General features: G+C 71.6%; 27 protein-coding genes. 16 read left to right on the forward strand and 11 right to left on the reverse strand.

The features are described from left to right. Positions 1–15: 15 nt before the first annotated feature. The gene (locus ACWD5F_RS31665; protein WP_451259587.1) at positions 16–825 is read right to left on the reverse strand and encodes a PhzF family phenazine biosynthesis protein; all 810 of its coding nucleotides are present in this window, start codon (positions 823–825) and stop codon (positions 16–18) included. Between the two features lie 177 nt (positions 826–1,002). Between ACWD5F_RS31665 and ACWD5F_RS31670 the strand changes: the two genes are divergently transcribed. Then, positions 1,003–1,788: a cyclase family protein gene (locus tag ACWD5F_RS31670; RefSeq protein ID WP_451259589.1), complete on the forward strand. Its 786-nt coding sequence runs from the start codon at positions 1,003–1,005 to the stop codon at positions 1,786–1,788. Then, positions 1,785–3,464: a thiamine pyrophosphate-binding protein gene (locus ACWD5F_RS31675; RefSeq protein ID WP_451259591.1), complete on the forward strand. Its 1,680-nt coding sequence runs from the start codon at positions 1,785–1,787 to the stop codon at positions 3,462–3,464. Before ACWD5F_RS31670 ends, ACWD5F_RS31675 begins: the two co-directional genes overlap by 4 nt. Before the next feature lie 32 nt (positions 3,465–3,496). Here ACWD5F_RS31675 and ACWD5F_RS31680 read toward each other — a convergent pair whose 3' ends face one another. Further along, entirely contained in the window at positions 3,497–4,381 is an 885-nt protein-coding gene (locus ACWD5F_RS31680; RefSeq protein ID WP_451259593.1) for a helix-turn-helix transcriptional regulator, read from the reverse strand. Positions 4,382–4,523: 142 nt separating this feature from the next. On the opposite strand from ACWD5F_RS31680, the gene ACWD5F_RS31685 reads away from it, so the two are divergent. Next, positions 4,524–5,540, forward strand: a complete 1,017-nt coding sequence (locus tag ACWD5F_RS31685; protein ID WP_451259595.1) for an aldo/keto reductase — start codon at positions 4,524–4,526, stop codon at positions 5,538–5,540. A gap of 29 nt (positions 5,541–5,569) precedes the next feature. On the opposite strand, the gene ACWD5F_RS31690 is transcribed toward ACWD5F_RS31685, so the two are convergent. Further along, positions 5,570–6,460: an aminoglycoside phosphotransferase family protein gene (locus tag ACWD5F_RS31690; protein WP_451259597.1), complete on the reverse strand. Its 891-nt coding sequence runs from the start codon at positions 6,458–6,460 to the stop codon at positions 5,570–5,572. 126 nt (positions 6,461–6,586) lie between these two features. Here ACWD5F_RS31690 and ACWD5F_RS31695 point away from each other — a divergent pair, with 126 nt between their 5' ends. Further along, positions 6,587–7,228, forward strand: coding sequence for a PadR family transcriptional regulator (locus ACWD5F_RS31695; protein WP_451259599.1), 642 nt, complete (start codon positions 6,587–6,589; stop codon positions 7,226–7,228). A gap of 152 nt (positions 7,229–7,380) precedes the next feature. Here the strand turns inward: ACWD5F_RS31695 and ACWD5F_RS31700 are convergent, their stop codons facing one another. Beyond that, on the reverse strand, positions 7,381–7,809 hold the full coding sequence (locus ACWD5F_RS31700; RefSeq protein WP_401725708.1) for a type II toxin-antitoxin system Rv0910 family toxin: 429 nt from the start codon (positions 7,807–7,809) through the stop codon (positions 7,381–7,383). A gap of 88 nt (positions 7,810–7,897) precedes the next feature. After that, the gene (locus ACWD5F_RS31705; protein WP_451259601.1) at positions 7,898–8,086 is read right to left on the reverse strand and encodes a hypothetical protein; all 189 of its coding nucleotides are present in this window, start codon (positions 8,084–8,086) and stop codon (positions 7,898–7,900) included. 198 nt (positions 8,087–8,284) lie between these two features. Here ACWD5F_RS31705 and ACWD5F_RS31710 point away from each other — a divergent pair, with 198 nt between their 5' ends. Together ACWD5F_RS31710 and ACWD5F_RS31715 are read left to right on the forward strand one after the other, a co-directional pair. Continuing rightward, positions 8,285–8,830 carry a Clp protease N-terminal domain-containing protein gene (locus ACWD5F_RS31710; RefSeq protein ID WP_451259603.1) on the forward strand — a complete coding sequence of 182 codons (546 nt, stop codon included), beginning with the start codon at positions 8,285–8,287 and terminating at the stop codon, positions 8,828–8,830. Between the two features lie 105 nt (positions 8,831–8,935). Continuing rightward, positions 8,936–9,934 carry an EamA family transporter gene (locus ACWD5F_RS31715; protein ID WP_451259605.1) on the forward strand — a complete coding sequence of 333 codons (999 nt, stop codon included), beginning with the start codon at positions 8,936–8,938 and terminating at the stop codon, positions 9,932–9,934. Positions 9,935–10,054: 120 nt separating this feature from the next. On the opposite strand, the gene ACWD5F_RS31720 is transcribed toward ACWD5F_RS31715, so the two are convergent. Then, entirely contained in the window at positions 10,055–10,747 is a 693-nt protein-coding gene (locus tag ACWD5F_RS31720) for a pyridoxamine 5'-phosphate oxidase family protein (RefSeq protein ID WP_451259607.1), read from the reverse strand. Positions 10,748–10,811: 64 nt separating this feature from the next. On the opposite strand from ACWD5F_RS31720, the gene ACWD5F_RS31725 reads away from it, so the two are divergent. After that, positions 10,812–12,152 carry an aminotransferase class I/II-fold pyridoxal phosphate-dependent enzyme gene (locus ACWD5F_RS31725; RefSeq protein WP_451259609.1) on the forward strand — a complete coding sequence of 447 codons (1,341 nt, stop codon included), beginning with the start codon at positions 10,812–10,814 and terminating at the stop codon, positions 12,150–12,152. A 27-nt stretch (positions 12,153–12,179) separates the two neighbouring features. On the opposite strand, the gene ACWD5F_RS31730 is transcribed toward ACWD5F_RS31725, so the two are convergent. Then, positions 12,180–13,220, reverse strand: coding sequence for a DMT family transporter (locus ACWD5F_RS31730; protein WP_451259611.1), 1,041 nt, complete (start codon positions 13,218–13,220; stop codon positions 12,180–12,182). A gap of 74 nt (positions 13,221–13,294) precedes the next feature. On the opposite strand from ACWD5F_RS31730, the gene ACWD5F_RS31735 reads away from it, so the two are divergent. After that, the gene (locus tag ACWD5F_RS31735) at positions 13,295–14,197 is read left to right on the forward strand and encodes a LysR family transcriptional regulator (protein ID WP_451259613.1); all 903 of its coding nucleotides are present in this window, start codon (positions 13,295–13,297) and stop codon (positions 14,195–14,197) included. A gap of 43 nt (positions 14,198–14,240) precedes the next feature. Here the strand turns inward: ACWD5F_RS31735 and ACWD5F_RS31740 are convergent, their stop codons facing one another. Further along, positions 14,241–14,708 carry a pyridoxamine 5'-phosphate oxidase family protein gene (locus ACWD5F_RS31740; RefSeq protein WP_401725730.1) on the reverse strand — a complete coding sequence of 156 codons (468 nt, stop codon included), beginning with the start codon at positions 14,706–14,708 and terminating at the stop codon, positions 14,241–14,243. A 160-nt stretch (positions 14,709–14,868) separates the two neighbouring features. Between ACWD5F_RS31740 and ACWD5F_RS31745 the strand changes: the two genes are divergently transcribed. Continuing rightward, positions 14,869–15,525, forward strand: coding sequence for a cysteine hydrolase (locus ACWD5F_RS31745; RefSeq protein ID WP_451259615.1), 657 nt, complete (start codon positions 14,869–14,871; stop codon positions 15,523–15,525). Here ACWD5F_RS31745 and ACWD5F_RS31750 read toward each other — a convergent pair. Next, positions 15,512–16,003: a Rieske (2Fe-2S) protein gene (locus ACWD5F_RS31750; RefSeq protein WP_451259617.1), complete on the reverse strand. Its 492-nt coding sequence runs from the start codon at positions 16,001–16,003 to the stop codon at positions 15,512–15,514. The genes ACWD5F_RS31745 and ACWD5F_RS31750 overlap by 14 nt on opposite strands. A 203-nt stretch (positions 16,004–16,206) precedes the next feature. On the opposite strand from ACWD5F_RS31750, the gene ACWD5F_RS31755 reads away from it, so the two are divergent. The 7 genes from ACWD5F_RS31755 to ACWD5F_RS31785 all read left to right on the forward strand — a co-directional run bounded on the left by ACWD5F_RS31755 (position 16,207) and on the right by ACWD5F_RS31785 (position 22,464). Then, positions 16,207–16,986 carry a HipA family kinase gene (locus ACWD5F_RS31755; RefSeq protein WP_451259619.1) on the forward strand — a complete coding sequence of 260 codons (780 nt, stop codon included), beginning with the start codon at positions 16,207–16,209 and terminating at the stop codon, positions 16,984–16,986. Then, entirely contained in the window at positions 16,983–17,432 is a 450-nt protein-coding gene (locus ACWD5F_RS31760; protein ID WP_451259621.1) for a DUF3037 domain-containing protein, read from the forward strand. The genes ACWD5F_RS31755 and ACWD5F_RS31760 overlap by 4 nt, the downstream gene beginning before the upstream one ends. A gap of 147 nt (positions 17,433–17,579) precedes the next feature. Continuing rightward, positions 17,580–18,341, forward strand: a complete 762-nt coding sequence (fabG, locus tag ACWD5F_RS31765; RefSeq protein WP_124000521.1) for a 3-oxoacyl-ACP reductase FabG — start codon at positions 17,580–17,582, stop codon at positions 18,339–18,341. An 11-nt stretch (positions 18,342–18,352) separates the two neighbouring features. After that, positions 18,353–19,123: an SDR family oxidoreductase gene (locus ACWD5F_RS31770; protein ID WP_451259623.1), complete on the forward strand. Its 771-nt coding sequence runs from the start codon at positions 18,353–18,355 to the stop codon at positions 19,121–19,123. 201 nt (positions 19,124–19,324) lie between these two features. Next, a complete protein-coding gene (locus ACWD5F_RS31775; RefSeq protein WP_451259625.1) occupies positions 19,325–20,908 on the forward strand; it encodes an ABC transporter substrate-binding protein in 1,584 nt (527 codons plus the stop codon). A gap of 118 nt (positions 20,909–21,026) precedes the next feature. Continuing rightward, positions 21,027–21,710: a uracil-DNA glycosylase gene (ung, locus tag ACWD5F_RS31780; protein ID WP_401725748.1), complete on the forward strand. Its 684-nt coding sequence runs from the start codon at positions 21,027–21,029 to the stop codon at positions 21,708–21,710. A gap of 136 nt (positions 21,711–21,846) precedes the next feature. Further along, a complete protein-coding gene (locus ACWD5F_RS31785; RefSeq protein ID WP_451260113.1) occupies positions 21,847–22,464 on the forward strand; it encodes a hypothetical protein in 618 nt (205 codons plus the stop codon). A 28-nt stretch (positions 22,465–22,492) separates the two neighbouring features. On the opposite strand, the gene ACWD5F_RS31790 is transcribed toward ACWD5F_RS31785, so the two are convergent. Beyond that, positions 22,493–22,960, reverse strand: coding sequence for a hypothetical protein (locus ACWD5F_RS31790; protein WP_451259627.1), 468 nt, complete (start codon positions 22,958–22,960; stop codon positions 22,493–22,495). 151 nt (positions 22,961–23,111) lie between these two features. Continuing rightward, positions 23,112–23,627 (reverse strand): DinB family protein, encoded by a 516-nt coding sequence (locus ACWD5F_RS31795; protein WP_451259629.1) that lies wholly within the window; start codon positions 23,625–23,627, stop codon positions 23,112–23,114. Positions 23,628–23,729 lie beyond the last annotated feature (102 nt).

Consider the following 23,729-nt stretch of genomic DNA (forward strand, 5'->3'; position numbering starts at 1 on the left):
GGTTCTCGAAAGCCTCTAGACGAGCAGCTCGCCCTCGATGACGACGACCGCGCGACCGTTCAGGAGCGTGCGGTCGCCGCGCAGTCGGGTGCGGACGCGGCCGGAGCGGGGCGAGGCCTGGAGACCGGTCAGGTCGGGGCGGCCCAGACGCTCGGACCAGAAGGGCGCGAGGGCCGTGTGGGCGCTGCCGGTGACCGGGTCCTCGTCGATGCCGATGCGCGGGAAGAAGCAGCGGGAGACGAAGTCGTAGCCGCGGGCAGGGTCCTCGGCGCGCGCGGTGGCGATGATCCCGCGCTCGGAGAAGGCGGCCAGGGCCCGATGGTCCGGCGCGAGAGCGCGCACCGTCTTCTCGTCCGCCAGCTCCAGCACCAGGTCGCCGACGTTCGGGCCGGTGTCGAAGGCGACGAGCGGCTCGGCGCCCAGCGCCTCGGCGACACCGGCCGGGACCTCGACCGGAGTGAGCGGGGCCGTCGGGAAGTCCAGGGTGATCGAGCCGTCCGCCTCCGGCGTCGCGCCCAGGACACCACTGCGGGTGGCGAACCGCACCGGGCCCTCGTGGGCACCGGTGACGTGCAGGACGTGCGCCGTGGCGAGCGTCGCGTGACCGCACATGTCGACCTCGGTGGCCGGCGTGAACCACCGCAGCGCCCAGTCGGCGGCGCCGCCCTCGGGCAGCGGATGCGCGAACGCGGTCTCGGCGTGGTTCACCTCCAGGGCCACCCGCTGGAGCCGTTCGTCGTCCGGGAACGCGTCGAGGAGCAGGACCCCGGCCGGGTTGCCGGTGAAGGGACGGTCGGTGAAGGCATCGACGATTCGGATAGGCATGCGCCCGACGGTAGGAGGCCGGGGGACGGGACGGCCAAGGCCAATTCGGGGATGCTGGACCGATTTTGGGGCGGGCGGCGCAGGTGGCGGGTCGTGTTCGGCTCTACCGTGGAGGCGCAGGCGCGCGTCAGCGTGTCGTGCGCGGTCGTGAGTTCAGCACCGTCCCAGGAGGCCGTCATGTCCCAGCCGTCCGTTCTCGCCGCGCTGCTCGCCGGGTTGCGCGGGGGTTCGATCGAGGTCGTCGATCTCACGTCGCCGCTGTCGTCGTCCACACCGGTGATCCAGTTGCCGCCGGAGTTCGGGCAGACCCAGGTGTTCGAGCTGGAGGAGATCAGCCGGTACGACGACCGGGGCCCGGCCTGGTACTGGAACAACTTCCGCAGCGGCGAGCACACCGGGACCCACTTCGACGCGCCGGTCCACTGGGTCACCGGGAAGGACCTCACGGACGTGGCGTCGGTGCCGACGGGCCGGCTGATCGCGCCGGCGGCCGTGCTGGACTTCTCCGAGCAGGCGGCCAAGGACCCCGACTTCCTCGTCGAGGTGGACCACATCAAGTCCTGGGAGGCGGAGCACGGGCCGCTGCCCGACGGGGGCTGGCTGCTGCTGCGCACCGGCTGGGACGCCCGTTCGCAGTCGCAGGAGGCGTTCCTCAACGCCGACGAGAACGGCCCGCACACGCCCGGTCTGTCGCCGGAGTGCGCGCGCTGGGTGGCCGAGGAGGCGCCGGTCATCGGCCTGGGCGTGGAGACGGTGGGCACGGACGCGGGCCGGGCGCATTCGTTCGAACCGGCGTTCCCCTGCCACTCGTATCTCCTGGGCAGTGACAAGTACGGGTTGACCCAGTTGCAGAACCTCGGCGCGCTGCCGCCCACCGGTGCCGTCGTCCTCGCCGGGCCGCTGCCCATCGTCAGCGGATCCGGTGCCCCCGCGCGCGTGCTCGCCCTGGTGGAGCGGTCGTGAAGGTCGCCGAGGCCGTCGGGCGGGCGCTGACCGCGGCCGGGGTCGGCCACGTCTTCGGCGTGGTCGGTTCGGGCAACTTCCACCTCACCAACGCCATGGTCGCGGCGGGCGCCCGGTTCGTCGCCGCCCGGCACGAGGGCGGCGCCGCCACCATGGCCGACGCGTACGCCCGCACGAGCGGCACCGTCGCCGCCGTGAGCGTGCACCAGGGGCCCGGGCTGACCAACGCCGTCACCGGCATCGCCGAGGCCGCCAAGAGCCGTACACCGCTCCTTGTGCTGGCCGCCGAGGCGACGCAGCCGACCTCCAACTTCCGGATCGACCAGGCGGTGATCGCGCACTCGGTCGGCGCCGTCACCGCGCGCCTGACGACGGCCCACGACGCGGTCGCACAGGCCCTCGCCGCACTGCACCGGGCCCGGCACGAGCGGCGCACGGTCCTGCTGGACCTGCCCCTGGAGGTGCAGGCCCTGGACGTGCCGGACGAAGTGGCGCGGACCCTGGGTGGGGCGCGGGGCGTGGACGCGGTAAGGGCCTTCGCCCCCGAGCCCGAACCGGTGCCCGTCGAGCCCTCGGCGGCCGAACTGGCGGAGCTGGTACGGCTGTTGGACCGCTCGAGCCGCCCGGTCTTCGTGGCCGGGCGAGGCGCGCGCACGCCGGACGGCCGGGACGCCCTCGCGGCGCTCGCCGACCGGTACGGCGCTCTGCTGGCCACCTCCGCGGTCGCCCGGGGACTCTTCCAGGGCGACGACTGGTCCCTCGACGTGTCCGGCGGCTTCGCCTCACCCCTGGTCGCGGAACTGATCCGGGGCGCCGACCTGATCGTCGGCTGGGGCTGCGCCCTGAACATGTGGACCATGCGGTACGGCGGCCTCATCGGCGCCGGCGCCGGTGTCGTACAGATCGACGACGATCCGGCCGCGCTCGGCGTGCACCGCGAGATCGACCTCGGTGTCACCGGTGACGTGGCACGGACCGCGCGGCGGGCGCTGGAGTCGGGCGGCGGCGAACGGCGCGAGGGGTACCGGACGCCCGAGGTCGGGACCGCCCTGGCCGCGCGGGCACGGTGGCGGGACGTGCCGTACGAGGACGAGGGCACCCGGGAGCGGATCGATCCGCGGACGCTGAGCATCGCGCTGGACGACCTGCTCCCGGCCGAGCGGGTCGTCGGCGTGGACTCCGGGAACTTCATGGGCTATCCCAGCGCGTACCTGTCGGTGCCGGACCACGAGGGGTTCTGCTTCACGCAGGCCTTCCAGTCGATCGGCCTGGGTCTCGCGACCACGATCGGCGCGGCCCTGGCCCGCCCGGACCGGCTGCCGGTGGCCGCCCTCGGCGACGGCGGGTTCCTCATGAGCGCCGTGGAACTCGACACCGTGCGCCGGCTCGGACTGCCGATGGTGGTGGTCGTCTACAACGACGACGCCTACGGGGCGGAGGTCCACCACTTCGGGCCCGAGGGCCACCCGCTGGACACGGTCACCTTCCCGGAGACGGACCTCGCCGCGATCGCGCGCGGCTACGGCTTCGAGGCGGTCACCGTCCGTACCAGGGCCGACCTCAAGACGGTCGAGGACTGGCTCTCCGGGCCCCGCACGGCGCCGCTGCTCATCGATGCCAAGGTGACCCGCGAGCACGGCGCCTGGTGGCTGGAGGAGGCGTTCCGGGGCCACTGAGCCGGCCCGCCGAGTCGGTCGTCGGCCGAGCTTCAGGGGCGCGGGGCGTCCGATTGTGCGGCCGGTGCCGGGTGTTGAGAGGACCGGGACCAACTGGCCAGCAGCTTCAGGCGTTCCGCGGAGGCGGACCCTGGTTCGACGGTGGCGAGGCCCAGGATCTGCTCGGGATCGTCGGTGGGGGCGAACGCCTCGTAGCCCAGGACGAGTTCACCGACGACGGGGTGGTGGTACTGCTTGGTGCCGTGGGTGCGCTGGAACACGTCGTGGTCGGCCCACCAGTGGCGGAAGTCCGCGTCCTGGACGGAGAGTTCGCCGACGAGTTCGGCCAGGGCGGGGTCGTGCGGATGACGTCCCGCGTACAGGCGGAGTGAGGCGACGATGCCGCGCGCGGCGCCTTCCCAGTCGACGTACAGGGTCCGGAAGTGGTCGTCGAGGAAGACCAAGCGGGCCATGTTGCGGCTCCGGGCGGGCAGGGCGTCGAAGTCCGTGTACAGGGCGCGGGCGAGGTCGTTGGCGGCCAGGACGTCCATGCGGCGGCCGTGGACGAGGGCGGGGACGTCGGTGAGGCTGTCGAGCAGCAGGCGCAGACCGGGGCGCACGCGCTGCGGGGGCAGCGGGCGAGGACGGGCGCGGGACGGCTTGGCGATCCGGAACAGGTGGGCGCGCTCCAGATCGTCGAGGCGCAGGGCGCGGGCGATCGCGTCCAGGACGGACGCGGAGACGTTGAGGTGGCGGCCGCGCTCCAGGCGGACGTAGTAGTCGACGCTGACGCCGGCGAGCTGGGCGACCTCCTCGCGCCGCAGGCCGGGAACGCGGCGGGTGCCGGGCAGGGGCGCCAGGCCCGCCTCCTCGGGGGTGATCTTCGCGCGGCGGGAGCGGAGGAAGTCCCGCAGCTCGCTGTTCGGTTCCTGGGCCATGCCACCACCGTAGACCGGTTGACCTGGGAAGTGGCTGCCCCAAAGGGGGTCTGCCGGACCCCCGGTCGGAGCGGGTCTCCCGGCCCGGCCACGAGTGGTGCTCCTCTGGTGGAAGGCAAGCACGCACCTGGAGGAACCCCTCATGAAACGCAGGATTCTCGGCGGCACCGGCATGTCGGTGAGCGAGTACGCGCTCGGCGCGATGATGTTCGGCGCGATGGGCAACACCGACCACGACGAGTCGGTCCGCATGATCCACACGGCACTGGACGCCGGGATCAACCTCGTCGACACCGCCGACGTGTACTCCGGCGGCGAGTCGGAGGTGATCGTGGGCAAGGCACTGAAGGGCCGCCGCGACGACATCGTCCTCGCCACCAAGTTCGGGCTGCCGATGGGCGAGGACCCCAACCGGCGCGGTGGCTCGGCCCGTTGGATCCGGCGCGCGCTGGAGGACAGCCTGCGCCGCCTGGACACCGACCACGTCGACCTCTACCAGATGCACCGCCCCGACCCGCACACCGACGTCGACGAGACCCTCGGCGCCCTGTCGGACCTGGTCCGGGCCGGGAAGATCCGTGCCGTCGGCGGCTCGTTCTTCTCCCCCGAGGAGATCGTGCAGGCCCAGTGGACGGCCGAGCGCCGGGGCCACCAGCGGTTCCGTACCGAGCAGCCGCCGTACTCGATCCTCACCCGCGGTGTGGAGAGCCGGGTGCTGCCCACCGCCCAGCGCCACGGCATGGGCGTGCTGACCTTCGGCCCGCTCAACTCCGGCTGGCTCTCGGGGCGTTCGGATCCCACCGCCGGGCATCGCAACGCCGGTCTCGGGGCGAAGATGTTCGATCTCGACCAGCCGGGCGTGCGGGCCAAGGCCGACGCCGTGCGCGACCTGACCGCGCTGGCCGCCGAGGCCGGCCTGTCGCTGCCGCATCTGGCCATCGCGTTCGTCCGGGCCCATCCGGCGGTCACCGCGGTACTCATCGGCCCGCGCCGCCCCGAGCAGCTGGCCGACCTCCTCGCCGGGGCCGACGTGGAACTCGGCGACGACGTCCTCGACCGCATCGACGAGATCGTCCCGCCCGGTGTCGACGTGAACCCCGGCGACTTCTACATCGACCCGACCCCGCCGATCACCGACAAACGGCTGCGGCGCCGCTGAGGCACGCTCGCCATCACGCCATCACGCCATCACTTCGGCGACTCCAGGAGGCGGTCGAGTGTCCGGCGCCCCAGGCTGCTCATCGCCGGATTGGTGTCGACGTAGTACCAGACAAGGCCCATCGCCTGCTCGAACGCCCAGGCCTTGCCGCGTTCCCACTCCAGGTCGTTGCAGGCGAGTGACCGCCGGAGCACTTCGCGCGGGCCCGGCCGCAGCAGGTGCCAGGCGCTGACCAGGTCCAGCGCGGGGTCGGCCGGGCCGAAGCCGCCGGTGTCGAGTACGCCGCTGAGCCGGTCTCCCGCGACCAGCACATTGCCGGGGATCAGGTCACCGTGGCTCATCACGTCGGCACTCGTGCGGGGCAGCTCCCGGAAGTGGCTCCACATCCGGCGCAGCCGGGGTACGTCGAGCATCCCCTCGCTCTCCGCGAAGCACTTCGCCATCCAGTCGTCGTGATCGGCGAGGACACCGCCGCGGTTGTCGCCGTCGAAGAGCCGCCCCCGTGTGTCGGCGTCGCGGAGGGCCGAGATGAAGGCCGCGAGGTCCTCGGCGAAGGCGTTCGATCCGCTCGGGTCGGCATCAGCCGCCAGCGTTCCCCGCAGCCATGTCTGGACCGACCACGGCATGGGGTAACCCGCTCCGGACTTTCCCAGGGCGACGGGTTCCGGGACGGGGAACGGGGACACCTGTGCCAGCTCCGCGCTCGCCCGGGCTTCCCCTTCCAACACCGCCAGGGTCTCGGCGGCATCGGCGAGACGGAGTGGGAAACGCGCCGAGAGGTCGTTCCCGATGCGGAAGATGGCGTTGACCGTCCCGGTCGACGGCAGCAGTCGGATCGCCTCGTCGCTCCACTCAGGGAACTGTTCCTGGATCAAGGTCGCGACGACCTCGGTGGTCACGTCCACTTGGTCAGCGTGCATGAACAGCCAGTATTCATACGCCGCGGTCCGGAGCCACCGAGATTTCGGGAGGGGCTTGCCAGGCGATCGGTTCCGATATATCGTTGACGCATCGCGACAGATCAACGATGGAATGGAGTGATTGCGATGCGTTCCCATGGACATGAGCATGGACACGGTGGCCCCGGCTCTCGCGGCCGAGGCGGTTTCGAGGGTCGGCGTGGTGCCTTCGGGCCCTTCGGGCCGGGGGGTCCGGGTGGACCCGGTCCCGGTCCCGGCTTCGGTTTCGGTGGACCCGGGTTCGGTCCCGGGCCCTGGGGGCCGAGGGGTCGGGGCGGACCGCGCGGACGGGCACGGCGAGGCGACGTACGCGCGTCGATCCTGGCTCTGCTCAAGGACCGTGCGATGCACGGTTACGAGATGATCCAGGAGATCGCCGAGCGCAGTGGCGGGGCGTGGAAGCCCAGCCCCGGTTCGGTGTACCCCACCCTCCAGTTGCTGGAGGACGAGGGCCTGATCACGAGTGAGTCCGAGGGCGGCAAGAAGCTGTTCTCGCTCACCGAGGCCGGTCGCACCGCGGCCGACGAGGGCCCGGACGCGCCCTGGGAGGAAGCCTCCCGCGGCGTCGACTGGGAGGCCCTCGGCGAGATCCGGCAGGCCGGTTTCGGTCTGATGGAGGCCTTCGGTCAGGTCTGGAAGACCGGCAGCAAGGAGCAGCGCGAGAAGGCGCTGAGCGTCATCAACGACGCCCGCAAGAAGCTGTACCTGATCCTCGCCGACGAAGACTGACGAGGGCTGACGAGGACTGACGAGAAGCGGTACGCACTGGCGAGAACCGGTACGTGCCGACGGCCTCCCCGCCGTGAGAAAGGCGCCCCGTGGAGCGATCCGCGGGGCGCCTTCGCGTGTCCGATGCCGGTCGGGGCGGTGGCTCGTGCCGCTCAGGCGACCAGCCCGTCCAGCTTCCGCAGCGACTCGTCGAGCGCGGCCGTCGCCGAGTCCTTGAGCTTGCCCGCCATCAGGGAGACGGCGGCACCGGTGAACTCGCCGTCGATGCGCACCGTCGTGGCGTCGCCGTCCGGGACGAGCGTGTAGCGCGTCACCACGGTCACCTGCATCGGCCCCTTGCCGCGAATGGCGAACACCCGGGCCGGCTCCAGCTCCTCGATGGTCCAGTCGACCTCCGCCGGGAAGCCCATCAGCTTCATGTTCTCCTGGAAGGTCCCGCCCACGGCGAGCGTCTCGGGGCCGCCCTTGGGGAAGTTGGTGTGGGTCGCGTTCCACTCGCCGTACGCGGACCAGTCGGTGAGTTGTGCCCACACCTTCTCGGCGGGGGCACCGATGCGTGCCTCCGCGCTGACTTCGGCCATGCGACCACCCCTTCGGTTCGGGCTCCTGTGCGCGGAACGTAGCCGCAGGGGTCGCAATATTCAATACTGATGAACCGTCAGAAATACTTCAGCCGACCCGTCGTATCAGCGCCGCGTCGAACAGGTCCCACGCGCGCGGGAGCCTGCTCTCGTCGTGGCAGTGCCAGGCGTCCCAGAACAGGTCGGCGGGCAGTGCGTCCTCCGGGGCGTACACCCGGTACACGTACTGCTTGCCGTCGACGGCCGGCAGCGCGACCAGCCAGCACCTGCTCTCCACGTCCCTGTGGGACGAGCGACCCGGGCGCCGCGGTTGCGCACCGGGCGCACCGCACAGTGGTGCGCGCCCCCGGGTGGGGAACGGCCTGATCTCATCCGTAAGAAGGAGATTTCGGCCGCCCGAGTCCACTCTGCGTGGGACGGGAAGATGCTTCCGTCCGGGGATGACCGAATGCCCTGGGACTGATGGGGTGGGGATGTGCAACCCCGGATCCCTCGGCAGTCGGTCGGCGAGCAGGCCCTCGGCCCTCGCGCGGACACCGCTGCCACGCTCAGCGCGGAGCTGGCGGCGGTCGTCACCGCTGCCCGCCGCCGCGCGGTGCGGGACGGGGACCGCCAGATCGACACGGCCCATCTGCTGCACTCCCTCCTCGAGTACGACCCCGACGTGCGCGCCGTCTTCGACGACGGCCCCGAGATCGCCCGGCTGCTCGGCTACCTCGTGCAGCGCAGCATCGGCTACGGCCTGCGCTGGCAGGGCAGTGTCGAGGACTCCGGCGCGGTACCCGTGGTGAAGGAGAGCGAGGGGTTGTCGCCGCTGGCCGCCGGGGCGATGGGGTACGCCTGTGACCGCGCCGCCGGCCGCGGCGACGAACCCGCCTGCGGGGTCGACCTGCTCGCGGCGCTCGTGGCGGACCCGCAGGCACGCGCCGTCGAGGTGCTCGACCGGGCCGGGATCGACCGGCACGAGGTGACCGCCCGGGTCGAGGACTTCCTGTCGCAGTCCGGCTCGTCCAGCCGGTGACGGCGGTTCGCATCGTCCGGCCGATGACGGCCTTCGGCTCGTCCAGCCGGTGAGACAGGAGTCATCGGGGGTGACGCTCCTGTCGTGCCCTGTCATCATGTCCGGGTGCAGACGTCGAAGAGCAGTGCGGGCAGTCCCGGCAAGGGCGTCGGGCTCGGTCTCGCGATCGGATCGGCGATCGCCTTCGGGGGATCCGGGGTCGCGGCCAAGCCGTTGATCGAGGCGGGCCTCGACCCGCTCCACGTGGTGTGGCTACGGGTGGCGGGCGCCGCGCTCGTGATGCTGCCGGTCGCCGTGCGCCACCGCGCGCTGGTGCGCCGCCGCCCCGCGCTGCTCGCCGGCTTCGGACTGCTCGCCGTGGCCGGCGTCCAGGCCTGCTACTTCGGCGCGATATCCCGGATACCCGTCGGGGTCGCGCTGCTGGTCGAGTACCTCGCGCCCGCCCTCGTCCTCGGCTGGGTGCGGTTCGTGCAGCGACGGCCGGTGACGCGTGCCGCGGCGCTCGGTGTGGTCCTCGCGGTGGGCGGTCTCGCCTGTGTCGTCGAGGTCTGGTCGGGCCTGAGCTTCGACGCGATCGGCCTGCTGCTCGCCCTCGCGGCCGCCTGCTGCCAGGTCGGCTACTTCGTCCTGTCCGACCAGGGCAGCGACGCCGGCGAGGACGCGCCCGACCCGCTGGGCGTGATCGCGTTCGGTCTGCTGATCGGCGCCCTGGTCCTGACCGTCGTGGCCCGGCCCTGGACCATGGACTGGTCCCTGCTCGGCGGTTCCGCCGACATGAACGGCACGTCCGTCTCGGCCGCCGTCCTGCTGGTCTGGATCGTGCTGATCGCGACCGTCCTCGCCTACGTCACCGGAGTGGTCTCCGTGCGCCGGCTCTCCCCGCAGGTCGCGGGCGTCGTCGCGTGTCTCGAAGCGGTCATCGCGACCGTGCTGGCCTGGGTGCTGCTGGGCGAGCACCTGTCCGCTCCGCAGATCATCGGCGGCGCGATCGTCCTCCTCGGCGCGTTCATCGCCCAGTCGACCGCCCCGGCCAAGGGCTCCCCGGACCCGGTGGCGAGCGGCGGCCCGGAACGGGAGCTGTCCGCGAAGGGGACGGCCACCTGAGTGGCCGAGAGGGCGATGGGGACGGCCATCTGAGCGGTCGAGGGGACGGTGGGGGCGATCGCCTGAGCGGCCGGGAGAGGGAGTCGGCCACCTGAGTGGCCGAGAGGGCGGTCGGGCCGGTCAGTCGGCGGGCGTCACCAAGTAGTCGGGCAGCTCGATGCCAGGGGTCAAGTCCCCGTCGGGCACCGGGGTTTCGTAGCCCTTGCGGAGCGGGACCACGCCTGCCCAGTGGGGGAGCGACATGTCCTCGGGCTCGTCGCTGACCCCGCCGGTGCGGAGCTTGGCGGAGACCTCGTTCAGGTCGAGGCGGATCACGGCGGTGGCGGCCAGCTCTTTCTTGTTCGCGGGCCGGGAGTCCGCCGCGCGGCCCGGGACGACGTGGTCGACGAGGGAGTCGAGGGCCGCGCGCTTCTCCTCCGGGTCCGTCACGTCGTGGGCGATGCCGTGCACGACCACGGACCGGTAGTTGATCGAGTGGTGGAAGGCGGAGCGGGCCAGGATCAGCGCGTCCACGTGCGTCACCGTCAGGCAGACGGCCAGCCCCGGGTCGGCCTTGCCGGTCATCCGCAGCGGGCGCGAGCCGGTCGAACCGTGCACGTAGAGCAGGTCGCCGACCCGGCCGTACAGCGTGGGCAGCACCACGGGCGCGCCGTCGCGGACGAAGCCGAGGTGGCAGACGTAACCCTCGTCGAGTATCGAGTGCACCAGCTCCTTGTCGTACGACGCCCGCTCCGCGGAGCGGGTGGGGACGGTGCGGTCGGTCGGCGTGTAGGCGGCGGGCTGAGACGTCGTCGGCTGGGCGGTCCCCGGCATGGCGTTCTCCGTAGGTGTTCGTGGCGTGTTGCGTCCGATATTGCACTAGTGCATAATCTGCTTTGTGCTAGAAGGATATCGGATCGAAGGGCGACGCGCAGCGGAGATTGCGGCCAGCGTCGAGCGAGCGGTGGGCGCCGGGGCGCTGGAACCGGGTCAAGTGCTGCCGCCCATGCGGGAGTTGGCGGTCGAGCTGGGGGTGAATCCCAATACCGTCGCGTCCGCGTACCGGGTCCTGCGGGAGCGCGGGGTGATCGAGACCGCCGGGCGCCGGGGCAGCCGGGTGCGGTCGAAGCCGGCCACCACCGGGCGGGAGTACGTCCGCACGGACGTGCCCGAAGGGGTGCGTGACGTGGCGAACGGCAACCCGGACCCGGCGCTGCTGCCGCCCCTGGGCGAGGCCTTCGCGGCGGCGGCAGCGCAGGGGGACCGGGAACCGGTGCTGTACGGCGACGCCCTCGTGGAACCGGCGCTGGCGCGGATCGCGCGCGCCGAACTGGACGCCGACGGGGTACCGGAGGGACCCGTGGCCGTCGCCTCGGGCTCGCTCGACGTCATCGAGCGCGTGCTCGCGGCGCATCTCAAGCCGGGGGACACCGTCGCCGTCGAGGACCCCGGCTGGGGCGGCCTGCTCGATCTGGTCCCGGCGCTCGGGCTGCGGTTCGTCCCGGTCGGCGTCGACGACGAAGGGCCGCTCCCCGACGACGTACGGCGGGCTCTGGACGCCGGGGCGCACGCCCTGATCGTCACGGACCGCGCGCAGAACCCGACCGGCGCCGCGGTGACCGCCACGCGCGCGCGTGCGTTGCGTGCCGTGCTCCGGGAGCATCCGGAGGTCCTGCTGATCGAGGACGACCACGGACTCGGCATCGTCGATCTGCCCCTGCACCCGCTGGCCGGCATCACCCGCCACTGGGCCTTCGTGCGCTCGGTGGCCAAGGCCTACGGGCCCGATCTGCGGCTCGCCGTGCTCACCGGGGACTCCGTCACCGTCGACCGGGTGAGCGGGCGGCACCGGCTCGGTCCCGGCTGGGTCAGCCGGATCCTCCAGCGGGCCGTGGTACGGCTCTGGTCCGACGGCGCGCTCGACACGGCGGCGGTGGCGAAGACCTACCGGCGACGCCGGGACCTGCTGATCGACGCGCTCGCGGCACGCGGGGTGGCGGCCCACGGGTGCAGCGGGCTCAACGTCTGGATCCCGGTACCGGACGAGACCGGCGCGGTGTCCCGGCTCCTGCACGCCGGCTGGGCGGTGGCTCCGGGCGCCCGCTTCCGTCTGAACGCGCCGCCCGGTATCCGGGTCACCGTCTCCACCCTGACCGACTCGGAGACGGCTCCGCTGGCGGACGCGATCGCGTCGGCGGTGGGACCGGCGGAGGGGGCTGTGGGGCGGAGGTATGTGTAGCGGGAGCGGAGGCGGAGGCGGAGGTGCCTAGGCCTTCGAAGTGGCCACGGACTCAACGGACTTGGCCGTGACTCCGGCCTCGCTCGCCGGCCCGGCGGCAGGCCCTCCCTCTCCGGCCTGCTCAACCCTCCGCCCACGCCCCCGCGGCCTCGCCTGCGTGAGCGCCGCCCCCGCCAGCACGACCACCGCGCCGACCGGCGTCGACCAGGTCAGGGACTCGCCGAGGATCGTGACGCCGGCGGCCGTGGCGATGACCGGGATGAAGTACGTGACCATCTGCGCGGTGGTGGGGCCGACTTCGGCGACCAGGCCGTACTGGATGAGGACGGCGAGGCCCGTGCCGAGGGCGCCCAGGGCGGCGATGGCGAGGAGGGGGCCGGGGGAGAAGTGGTCCGGGAGCGAGGTGAACAGGGGCGTGACGACGGCCAGTTGAAGCGTCGCCAGCAGCAACTGGGCGCCCGTCAGGGAGAGATGCGAGTGGCCGGTACCGGCGAGGGTGCGGCGGACGTAGATCCAGCCGATCGGGTAACTGAGCGAGGCCAGCAGGGCCATCGCCGTGCCCGTGGCGTCCAGCCCGTGGAAGCCCTGCCAGGCGCCGAGGACGGTCAGGACGCCGAGGAAGCCGATGCCGAGCCCCGCCACACGGACGCGGGTCGGCCGGTCCTCGGAGAGTGCGACCAGGGACAGGGCCATGCCCCACAGCGGGGAGGTCGCGTTGCAGATGCCGGCGAGCGTGGAGGGGATCGTCAGCTCGGAGTAGGCGAAGAGGGAGAACGGCAGGGCGTTCAACAGGAAGGCGGCGACCGTCAGATGGAGCCATGTCCGTCGGCCGCGCGGCAGACGCTCCCGCTTCACGGCCATCGCCGCCGCCAGCACCGCCGTACCGAACACCAGGCGCCCCAGGGTCACTTGGAACGGGGCGTACCCCTCCGTGCCGACCTTGATGAGGAGGAAGCTGAAGCCCCAGATCAGGGAGAGGACGCCGAAGCGGAGGCGCCAGTCGGTGCGGGGTGCGATGGCGGGTCCGGTGGCGGTCGCGGTGGGCGTGGCGGTCGTGGCGGTGTTCATGGCCGTAACGATGCCGCAGCCGATCTCGTAGCACCATCGAGATTTCGGCACCGGTATCTCGTAGGATCACTTACATGTTGAATCTGGAGCGCCTGCGTACCCTCGACGCCCTGGCCCGGCACGGCTCGGTCAGTGGGGCCGCCGACGCGCTGCATGTCACCACCTCCGCGGTCTCGCAGCAGATGTCCAAGCTGGAGCGGGAGGTGAGCCAGCAGCTGCTCGCCAAGAACGGGCGGGGGGTGCGGCTCACCGACGCCGGGCGGCTGCTCGCCGAGCACGCGGCACGGATCCTGTCGCAGGTCGAGCTGGCCCAGTCCGATCTGGAGGCGCAACGCGGGCAGGTGGTCGGCGAGTTGAGGGTCTCGGCGTTCCCCACGGCCGCGCGCGGGCTGTTCCCCGTCGCGCTCGCCGACCTGCGCGCCGAACATCCGGCGCTGCGGGTGCGCTCCACCGAGCTGGAGCCGGAGGCCGGTATCGCCGGAGTGGTCCGCGGCGACCTCGACCTCGCGGTCGTCCTCGACTGGTACAACAAGCCGATGCCGCTGCCCGACGGCCTGGTGAAGGCGCCCGTCCTTGACGACCCGGCCGACCTGGCGATGCCGGCCGGGCACCGGCTCGCCGGACGGGACGAGGTGGACCTCGGGGAGCTGGCCGAGGACGAGTGGATCACCTGGGGCGAGGGCGAGTTCTGCCACGAGTGGCTGATGTTCACGCTGCGCTCGCGCGGGATCGAGCCGATCGTCGCGCACCGCGCCGCCGAGACCCACACCCAACTGGGCCTCGTCCAGGCCGGATTGGGTGTCTGTATCGCCCCGTTGCTCGGCCGCCACCCGATGCCGGCCGGTGTCGTCACCGTCCCGCTCGTCCAGCGGGTGCGCCGGCATGTGTACGTCGTCTGGCGTGCGGACGCCGACCGCCGCCCCTCGATCAGGGCGGCGGTACGGGCGTTGCAGGACGCGGCGCGGAAGGTGGGCTGACGCGGACGCTGACGTCCGGACCGGCCCGGCGCCGCGAACCCCCTTACCGCCCGCCCAGCTTGCGGAAGTCCCAGGACACGATCTTGTCCGGCGTCAGCCGTACCCAGGCGTGCCTGCCGTCGTGCGGCATCTCCTCCAGGTTGAAGTTCTTGCGGGCGAACAGCGTTTCAGGGACGTCGAGTTCGGCGCGCAGCTCCCCGGTGCGAGGGGCCTCGCCCACGAACTCCACGGCACCGGACAGCTCGACCCCGCGCAGCTCGTCGTACTCCTCGCCGGTGTCGACCACGATCGCGACCCGGGGATCGCGGCGCAGGTCGGTCCACCGCTTGCTGCGCACCACGGAGTACAGCCACATCGAGGTGCCGTCCCAGGCGAACCACAACGTGCTGACGTGCGGCGCACCGCCCGTCGACACCGTGGCCACCCGGCAGTTGCGCTGGGTGGTGAGGAACTCGTCGAGTTCACCCGGTGTCATCATGATCTTCCGGCCTCGACGCTGAGTGACGGTCATGCGGCCCCCTCTTCTCTCACGTCGTGTCAGAGGAACTCCAGTGATCCTCTGACATCACGTCAGAAAAGGATGAGTCGTCTTCCGTCCCTGCGCAATGGTGGCTAGTCTCGCCCGCTCAACACCGCTCGCTCCAGACCGCCCGCCGCGTCGAGGGGGAACCGTGCCGTCGCACGAACAGCTCAGTGAACTGCTCGACCCGGCGACCACGGTGGTGCTCACCGTCGAGTGCCAGCAGGGGGTCGTCGGACCGGACAGCGCCCTGCCCCAACTCGCCCACGAGGCAAGGTCGTCGGGCGCCCTCGCCAACGTCGCCCGGCTGGTGGCCGCCGCCCACGAGTGCGACGTCCAGGTGATCCACGCGGTCGCCGAGCGCCGCCCGGACGGCCGTGGCGCCAACCACAACGCACGGCTCTTCCGGGCCGCCGAACGGCTCCCCGTCCAACAGCTGTCCGGCACCACGGCGGTCCGGGTGGCCGCCCCGATCGAGGTCGCCGAACAGGACTTCGTCGTACGACGGTTGCACGGGCTGTCTCCGATCCAGGGCACCGACGTCGACGCGCTGTTGCGCAACCTCGGCTGCCGCACGCTGGTGGTGAGCGGGGTCTCGGCCAACGTGGCGATCCCCAACACCGTCTTCGACGCCGTGAACCGCGGCTACACCGTCGTCGTGCCCGCCGACGCCATCGCGGGAGTGCCCTCCGACTACACCCCCGCGATGATCCGCCACACCCTCGCATTGGTCGCTACGGTCGCGACCACGGACGAGGTGCTCGGCTGTCTCCTCGGGCCCCGGCGCGCGCGGGTCAGGCCAGCGTGATCGAGTCCCCGGTCACGGTGATCGTCTGCTCGGGCAGCGGCTGTGTGGCGGGTCCCTTCTTCACGCTGCCGTCCGCCACCGAGAACTCGCTCTTGTGGCACGGACAGACGATGACGTCACCGGTGATCTGGGTGACCGCGCAGCCCTGATGGGTGCATTTGGACGAGAAGGCCTTGTAGGTGCCGGCCGTCGGCTGGGTCACCACCACGGCCGGGTCCTTGAAGATCTTGCCGCCGCCCTCGGGTATGTCGGCCGTCTTCGCCAGGGCGGCGCCACCCGCGCCGGACGAGGCGCTGCTGGACGAGTCCGAGCCGCCGCTCGCGTTGTCCCCGGCCTGGGTGTTCGAGGAGTCGGAGGAGGACGAGTCGTCGCTCGATCCGCACGCGGTGAGCGCGGCGGCGAGACCCGCCGCGCCCACCGCCGCCACGACGGTGCGTCGGGTGGGGGTCGGGGCGGTGTGGAGCGATTCGCTGGTCATGCGGACGTTCCCTTCCATGGCATGTTTCGTCGATCTGTACAGGGGTACGGGCGTCGGTCACCCGTTGTTCATGGGTGTCGCGATCCTGGCGCGGGCGGACCCAGAGGTGGGTAAAGCCGCGCTGTCGCTTTGCTGTCGGTGTCGGCGTGCCGCGCCGCGGGGGCCGTCCCCGGAGCCGGTCAACACCCCAGTAACCTGGGGCGATGCTCAAGGAAGTCACCGCCACCCGCTACATCGCGCCGCTGCGTGAGGGCGGCTCACTGCCGGGGCTCGTCGAGGCCGACGATCTCGGGACGTACGTCATGAAGTTCAGCGGCGCCGGACAGGGCCGCAAGACGCTGGTCGCCGAGGTGGTCTGCGGTGAACTCGCCCGGAGGCTGGGCTTCCGGATGCCCCGCCTGGTGACGGTCGACCTCGATCCGGTGCTGGGCCTCGGCGAGCCCGAGCAGCAGGTGCAGGAGCTGCTGCGGTCCAGCGGCGGCACCAACCTCGGCATGGACTTCCTGTCCGGCGCCCTCGGCTTCGACCCGCTCGCCTTCACGATCGGCCCCGAGGAGGCGGGCCGGATCGTCTGGTTCGACGCGCTGATCAACAACGTCGACCGCTCCTGGCGCAACCCCAACCTGCTGATGAAGCGCGGCGAGCTGTGGCTCATCGACCACGGCGCCACCATGATCTGGCACCACAACTGGCCCGGCGTCGAGAAGTCCGCCGCCCGCCCCTACGACGCCTCGGACCACGCCCTCGCCCGCTTCGCGCCGGACGTCACCGCGGCCGCCGCCGCACTCGCGCCGCTGGTCACCGAGGAACTCCTCGCCGAGGTGACCGCCGAGATCCCCGACGCCTGGCTGACCGGCGAACCCGGCTTCGACACCCCGGACGACCTGCGACGGGCGTATGCGCGACCCCTGCTCACCCGCGCGGCCGACATCCACGCGCGCGTGACCGGCATCCCCGGCACCGGCATCGAGGAGGGCAAGTGAGCGAGACCAGCATCTACATGGCCGGACACGTCACCGAGCGCCACATCACGCGGGCCGGCCAGGGCGGCGGCCGGGACGTCTTCGAGTACGCCCTGCTGCGCGTCGTACCCCGTGTCGAGCGCGGCGAGTGCATCAACGCCGGCGTGCTCGTGTACTGCCGCGCGAAGGCCTACGTGGGCGCCCGCACGCACCTCGACGAGGCCCGGCTGCTCGCACTCGACCCGGACGCCGACGTCGCCGGGATCCGGGCCGCCCTGGAGGCCGTGGAGCGCGTCTGCGGGGGCGGTGAGGCGGCGGGGCAGGCCGCGGGCGACGACCCCGGGCAGCGGTTCCGCTGGCTCGCCGCGCCCCGCTCCACGGTCGTGCAGCCGGGGCCGGTGCACACCGGTCTCACCGTCGATCCGGCGGCCGACACGGAGCGGTTGCTCGACCTGCTGGTGAGGTAATGGATCACACCTGCCTCGTGTGCCGTTGACACCGAGTGCCAGGGCTTCTAGCGTCACGTACGCCGAAGGTACTAAGCGGTCGCTCACCGAAGCGCGACCCGGGGCACCCCGGCCGGCGTACTTTCCCCAGGGCGAGGAGAACCAGCAATGTCCACCACTGAGCAGCGGGTCGCCGTTGTGACGGGCGGCGCGCGCGGCATCGGCGCCGCCACCGCCGTACGACTGGCCGCCGAGGGCCGCGCGGTCGCCGTGATCGACCTCGACGAGGCCGCCTGCAAGGACACCGTGGAGCAGATCACCGCGGCCGGTGGCCGGGCGATCGCGGTCGGCGCCGACGTCTCGGACGAGGCGCAGGTCGAGGCCGCGATCGCGCGCGTGGTCGACGAGCTGGGCGCCCCGACGATCCTGATCAACAACGCGGGCGTGCTGCGCGACAACCTGCTGTTCAAGATGAGCGTCGCCGACTGGGACACGGTCCTGGGCGTGCACCTGCGCGGTTCGTTCCTGATGGCCAAGGCCGTCCAGAAGCACATGGTCGACGCGGGCTTCGGCCGGATCGTCAACCTCTCCTCCTCCTCGGCGCTGGGCAACCGCGGCCAGGCCAACTACTCGGCCGCCAAGGCGGGCATGCAGGGCTTCACCAAGACCCTCGCCATCGAGCTCGGCAAGTTCGGCATCACCGCCAACGCCGTCGCCCCCGGCTTCATCGCCACCGAGATGACCAAGGCCACCGCCGAACGCGTCAAGATGGGCTTCGAGGAGTTCAAGGCCGCCGCCGCCACCCAGATCCCGGTGGCCCGCGTCGGCGAGCCCGAGGACATTGCCAACGCCATCGCCTTCTTCACGAACGAGGCCGCCGGCTTCGTCTCCGGCCAGGTCCTGTACGTCGCCGGCGGACCGCTCGACTAGGGAACGCGGACATGACTGAACAGCCTGAACTGCCCGAACTCTCCGGCAAGGTCGCCGTGATCACCGGCGCCAGCCGCGGTATCGGCTACGGCGTCGCCGAGGCGCTCCTCGCCCGCGGCGACCGCGTCTGCATCACCGGCCGCAACGAGGACGCCCTCAAGGAGGCCGTCGAGGCGCTCGGCGCCGACCGCGTCATCGGCGTGGCCGGCAAGGCCCACGACGAGGCCCACCAGGCCGTCGTCGTCGAGCGCACGCTGGAAGCCTTCGGCCGCATCGACTTCCTGGTCAACAACGCCGGTACGAACCCGGTGTTCGGCCCGATCGCCGACCTCGACCTGAACGTCGCGCGCAAGGTCTTCGAGACCAACGTCATCTCGGCGCTCGGCTTCGCCCAGAAGACGTGGCACGCCTGGCAGAAGGACAACGGCGGCGCGATCGTCAACATCGCGTCCCTCGCCGGGATCTCCGCCTCGCCGTTCATCGGCGCGTACGGCGTCAGCAAGGCCGCGATGGTCAACCTGACGCTCCAGCTGGCGCACGAGTTCGCGCCCGGTGTGCGGGTCAACTCCATCGCCCCGGCGGTGGTGAAGACCAAGTTCGCCGCCGCCCTGTACGAGGGCCGTGAGGCGGAGGCCGCCGCCTCCTACCCGCTGGCCCGGCTCGGTGTGCCCTCCGACATCGGCGGCGCCGCCGCGTTCCTCACCTCGGACCAGAGCGACTGGATCACCGGGCAGACCCTCGTCGTCGACGGCGGCATCTTCCTCAACGCCGGCGTCGGCTGACACCGGTTCTCACCAAAGCTCTCGAAGCGGGCGTCGCCGGACACGGGCGGCGCCCGCTTCCGTGTACATGGAAGGCACAGACCTTTGACAACGTCGTCATAAACCCGCTGATCAAGTGCCCTTTCGCGAACCCGGTTGTGGCGGCCGGAGGCTGCGGTATGGTCTGCCGACCCTTGGCACGGCGGATCGAGGAGCGAGCACGTGTTCAACCGGAATCGCCCCCTACGACGGGTGGCGGCCCTAGCGTCCATATCGTCCCTGGTGACCGGGTGCGGCGTGCTCTCGTCGGACTCCTCGGACGACGCGGGACCCATCGAGGTCGGGACGACCAGCGCCCCCAGCACCCTGGATCCGGCCGCCTCCTGGGACAGTTCCTGGGAACTTTTCCGCAACATCTATCAAACGTTGCTCAGTTACCCCACCGGCGCGACCACCCCGCAGCCCGACGCGGCCGACAACTGCCGCTTCACGGACACCTCCAACACCACGTACCGCTGCGAACTGCGCTCCGGGCTGAAGTTCGCCAACGGGCACGCGCTGGACGCGAGAGCGGTCAAGTACTCGATCGACCGGATCGGGAAGATCAACGTCAACGGCGGGCCCGCCGGTCTGCTCGGCAGCCTCGACCGGGTGCAGGCGCTCGGCGACAGGGAAGTCGTCTTCCACCTCAACAAGCCCGACGCCACCTTCCCGTTCGTGCTCGCCACGCCCGCCATGTCGATCGTCGACCCCGCCAAGTACCCGGACAACGCCCTGCGCAAGGGCCACGGGGTCGACGGGTCGGGGCCGTACGCGCTGGCGGGCTACGAGGACGGCAAGAAGGCCGAACTCACCAAGAACGACAATTACAAGGGCTACGCCGACCGCAAGAACGACGCCGTGACCATCAATTACTACCGGGACTCGGCCCCCATGGTCGCCGCGCTCCGGGACGGCGAACTCGACCTGGCCTTCCGGGGCTTGGACCCCGACGACGTCGTCGGACTCCAGCGGCACGACTCGGACGGGCAGCTCCAGCTCGTCGAGGGCTCCGGCACCGAGATCAACTACCTGGTCTTCAATCCCAAGGACCCGTGGGCCGGCCGGGCCGTCGTCCGCAAGGCGATCGCCCAGCTCGTCGACCGCGCCGCGATCGCGCACAAGGTCTACCGGGACACCGTCGAGCCGCTGTACTCCATGGTCCCCAAGGGCCTGACCGGACACACCACCGGCTTCTTCGACGACTACGGCGACCCCAGCGCCGCCAAGGCCCGCACGATGCTCACCGACGCCGGCATCACCGAGCGCGTGCCGCTCACCCTCTGGTACACGACCGACCGCTACGGCTCCTCCACCAAGCTGGAGTTCCAGGAGCTCAAGCGGCAGCTGGAGGGCTCGGGACTGTTCACCGTCACCCTGAAGAGCCGGCCCTGGAAGACGTATGTGACCGGCTACCAGAAGGGCGAGTACCCGGTGTTCGGGCGCGGCTGGTTCCCCGACTTCCCGGACGCCGACAACTTCATCGCGCCCTTCGTCGGTGAGCAGAACGCGCTCGGCACGCCCTATCCGGCGCCCGAGATCACCGGCGAACTGCTGCCGCGCTCGCGTGGCGTGAGCGACCGGGCCGACGTGGTCGGGGAGTTCGAGGAGGCACAGCGGATCCTCGTGGACGACGCCCGGCTGCTGCCGCTGTGGCAGGGCAAGCAGTACGTGGCCGCGAGCGAGGACATCTCCGGTGCCGAGCAGGCCCTGGACCCGTCGACGATCATGCTGATGTGGACGCTGTACCGCAAGACCAGCTGGTAGCGCGGGGTTGTGCGGTGAGCGGGCCGATTGTCAGTGCCCGCCTGTAGGTTCTGAGACCTGGCGGTGACCGCGCATCGGTGACCGCCCACCGTTCACCGCACACCGTAAGGAAGTTGACGTGACCGACACCGCCATGCTGCCCGAGTCCTGGCGCGGAGTCCTGGGCGACGAGCTGCAGCAGCCCTACTTCAAGGAGCTCACGGAGTTCGTCGAGGAGGAGCGCGCGCAGGGTCCCGTCTACCCGCCGCGCGAGGAGGTCTTCGCCGCCCTCGACGCCACGCCGTACGACCAGGTGAAGGTCCTGATCCTCGGTCAGGACCCGTACCACGGCGAGGGCCAGGGCCACGGGCTGTGCTTCTCGGTCCGCCCCGGCGTGAAGGTCCCGCCGTCCCTGCGGAACATCTACAAGGAGATGCACCAGGAGCTGGGCACGCCGATCCCGGACAACGGCTACCTGATGCCGTGGGCCCAGCAGGGCGTCCTGCTGCTCAACGCGGTGCTCACGGTCCGCTCCGGTGAGGCCAACTCGCACAAGGGCAAGGGCTGGGAGAAGTTCACCGACGCGGTGATCCGCGCGGTCGCCGACCGGCCCGACCCGGCGGTCTTCGTCCTGTGGGGCAACTACGCACAGAAGAAGCTCCCGCTGATCGACGAGAGCCGGCACGTGGTGGTCAAGGGCGCGCACCCCTCCCCGCTGTCCGCGAAGAAGTTCTTCGGCTCCCGCCCCTTCACGCAGATCGACGAGGCGGTGGCGAAGCAGGGCCACGACCCGATCGACTGGACCGTCCCGAACCTGGGCTGACCACCGCCGGGCCGGTTCCCACGGAACCGGCCCGGTGCCGCCTGACCGGGAATGTCAGTGCCTGCGGCTAGCGTCGGTGCGGACAAGCGACCGGCCGACGGACCAGCGCCCGGCCGACGAGTGGGCGGAGTACGTGGTGGCCAAGGGACAGGAGCAGACGGCGCCCGATGCCGTGATGACACGGATCGGGCAGGTCGTCATGCTGCATCACGCCGGCGACCGCGAGGAGGCCAGGGACCGCTTCCTCCAGCTGTGGGCGGAGATCGGCGAGCACGGCGACCCCCTGCACCGCTGCACGCTGGCCCACTACATGGCCGACACCCAGGACGACCCCGCCGACGAACTGGCCTGGGACCTGCGGGCGTTGACGGCCGCCGAGGAACTCACGGACGAGCGGCTCGCGGAACACGAAGAGGCGCACCCGGACGGAGGGTTCGTCGACGGCGCCGGCGGCGGCACGAAGCCCAGCGCGCGCGAGGGCGCGCTCGCGGTGCGCGCGCTGTACCCCTCGCTGCATCTGAACCTGGCGGCCGACTACGTGAAACTCGGCCGCGGCGGCGCCGCCCGCACCCATCTGCGCCGGGCCCGAGGCGCCGCGGGGGTACTCGCGGACGACCCGTACGGCGACGGCGTACGGGCGGCCATCAGCAGACTGGAGCTGCGGCTGGCGGAGGAGGGGTCCGGCGGGGACGGGAGCTGGGGACCGCCGCGCACCGGGGAAGGCGGCTGGGGACCGCCGCGACAGCGGCCCTGACCCGCGTCCACCTCACTCCCGCCCGCCCTCACCTCCCGTACGACTGCTTGCAGATCAGCGACTCCGGGCTGTCCGCCTTCCAGCCGCCGTACTTCCGGCCCAGCGCGCACACGTCCGCCGTGTTCTTCGGGACCTGCTTGGTCACGTCGGGGATCTCGACACCCGGCTGCGGCTTCGCGTGGTGCGGGTGACGCGGCTTCGGATGCGCCTGCCGCGGGTGGGTGTGCGGATGCGGATGCGGGTGCGAGCGGGGGACCGGCGGCTGCTGGGCCGCGGACGGCGCGGACCGCTTCTCGGTGCGGGGCGCGGGTCCGGTCGGGTCCGAGCGGCGGGACGGGCCGATCATCTCCAGCGCCTCACGGGCCGGCGCCTGCACGACCTGCGGCTCCGCCCGGCCGTCGGGGCGTGGTGCGGACGGCTGGGTCGGTGCCGCGGGCGGGCCGGACGCGGGCGGGCGCTGGACGGTCACACAGCCGGAGAGGGCCGAGACAGCCACGGTGACCAAGAGCGTTGCGGTGGTCGTCGTTCGATGCACCCGCGCAACAATGGCGTCTTCGACGTCCCGGGCGACAGCGGACGAGCACAGGTTGGCCCGCACGAGTGATCTCCGCCCCCGTACGGAGGGGCCGTGCGCGGCCGGGGTGACGTCAGTCGCCGGTGGCGCCGTCGAGGCGCTCGCGGAGCAGGTCGGCGTGGCCGTTGTGCCGCGCGTACTCCTCGATCATGTGGGTGTGGAGCCAGCGCAGGTTGAACCGCTCGCCGGTGCGCCGATGCTTGCCCTCGGTGAGGTCGTCCAGGCCGAAGCGGGCCGCGTTGCGCCGGGCCGCCTCGATCTCGGCCTCCCAGGTGGCGAGGGCCTCGGCCCAGGTGTCCGCGTCGGAGACGTGGAAGTCGCCGTCGGGGTCCTCGTCGGTGGAGTAGATCGCGCCCGTGTCCTCGTTCGCGAGCACCCGGCGGTACCAGCTGCGCTCCACCTCCGCCATGTGCCGCACCAGCCCCATCAGGGTCAGCTCGGAGGGCGCCGCGGAGGCGGTCCTGAGCTGGGCGTCGGTCAGGCCCTCGCACTTCCAGGCCAGGGTCTGCCGGTGGTAGTCCAGCCAGCCCTCCAGCATGGTGCGTTCGTCGGCGGTGGTCGGGGGTTCGTGGCGCTCGATGCTCGTCATGGCCGCCATCCTCACCCGGCGCGAGCCCGCGGACCAACGGTTTTGCGCCGCCGCCGTATGCTTCCGGGCAGGTAGAGGCAGGCGCAGGCAAGCGACAGGGGA

The organism is Streptomyces sp. NPDC002499, assembly GCF_053595415.1.

Coding starts and splice junctions, on each gene's coding strand:
- ACWD5F_RS31685 (WP_451259595.1), top strand. CDS start 4,524: ATGAAACGCAGGATTCTCGGCGGCACCGGCATGTCGGTGAGCGAGTAC.
- ACWD5F_RS31795 (WP_451259629.1), bottom strand. CDS start 23,627: ATGACGAGCATCGAGCGCCACGAACCCCCGACCACCGCCGACGAACGC.
- ACWD5F_RS31740 (WP_401725730.1), bottom strand. CDS start 14,708: ATGACCGTCACTCAGCGTCGAGGCCGGAAGATCATGATGACACCGGGT.
- ACWD5F_RS31690 (WP_451259597.1), bottom strand. CDS start 6,460: ATGCACGCTGACCAAGTGGACGTGACCACCGAGGTCGTCGCGACCTTG.
- ACWD5F_RS31770 (WP_451259623.1), top strand. CDS start 18,353: ATGACTGAACAGCCTGAACTGCCCGAACTCTCCGGCAAGGTCGCCGTG.
- ACWD5F_RS31755 (WP_451259619.1), top strand. CDS start 16,207: ATGCTCAAGGAAGTCACCGCCACCCGCTACATCGCGCCGCTGCGTGAG.
- ACWD5F_RS31735 (WP_451259613.1), top strand. CDS start 13,295: ATGTTGAATCTGGAGCGCCTGCGTACCCTCGACGCCCTGGCCCGGCAC.
- ACWD5F_RS31730 (WP_451259611.1), bottom strand. CDS start 13,220: ATGAACACCGCCACGACCGCCACGCCCACCGCGACCGCCACCGGACCC.
- ACWD5F_RS31665 (WP_451259587.1), bottom strand. CDS start 825: ATGCCTATCCGAATCGTCGATGCCTTCACCGACCGTCCCTTCACCGGC.
- ACWD5F_RS31700 (WP_401725708.1), bottom strand. CDS start 7,809: ATGGCCGAAGTCAGCGCGGAGGCACGCATCGGTGCCCCCGCCGAGAAG.
- ACWD5F_RS31680 (WP_451259593.1), bottom strand. CDS start 4,381: ATGGCCCAGGAACCGAACAGCGAGCTGCGGGACTTCCTCCGCTCCCGC.
- ACWD5F_RS31670 (WP_451259589.1), top strand. CDS start 1,003: ATGTCCCAGCCGTCCGTTCTCGCCGCGCTGCTCGCCGGGTTGCGCGGG.
- ACWD5F_RS31695 (WP_451259599.1), top strand. CDS start 6,587: ATGCGTTCCCATGGACATGAGCATGGACACGGTGGCCCCGGCTCTCGC.
- ACWD5F_RS31720 (WP_451259607.1), bottom strand. CDS start 10,747: ATGCCGGGGACCGCCCAGCCGACGACGTCTCAGCCCGCCGCCTACACG.
- ACWD5F_RS31750 (WP_451259617.1), bottom strand. CDS start 16,003: ATGACCAGCGAATCGCTCCACACCGCCCCGACCCCCACCCGACGCACC.
- fabG (WP_124000521.1), top strand. CDS start 17,580: ATGTCCACCACTGAGCAGCGGGTCGCCGTTGTGACGGGCGGCGCGCGC.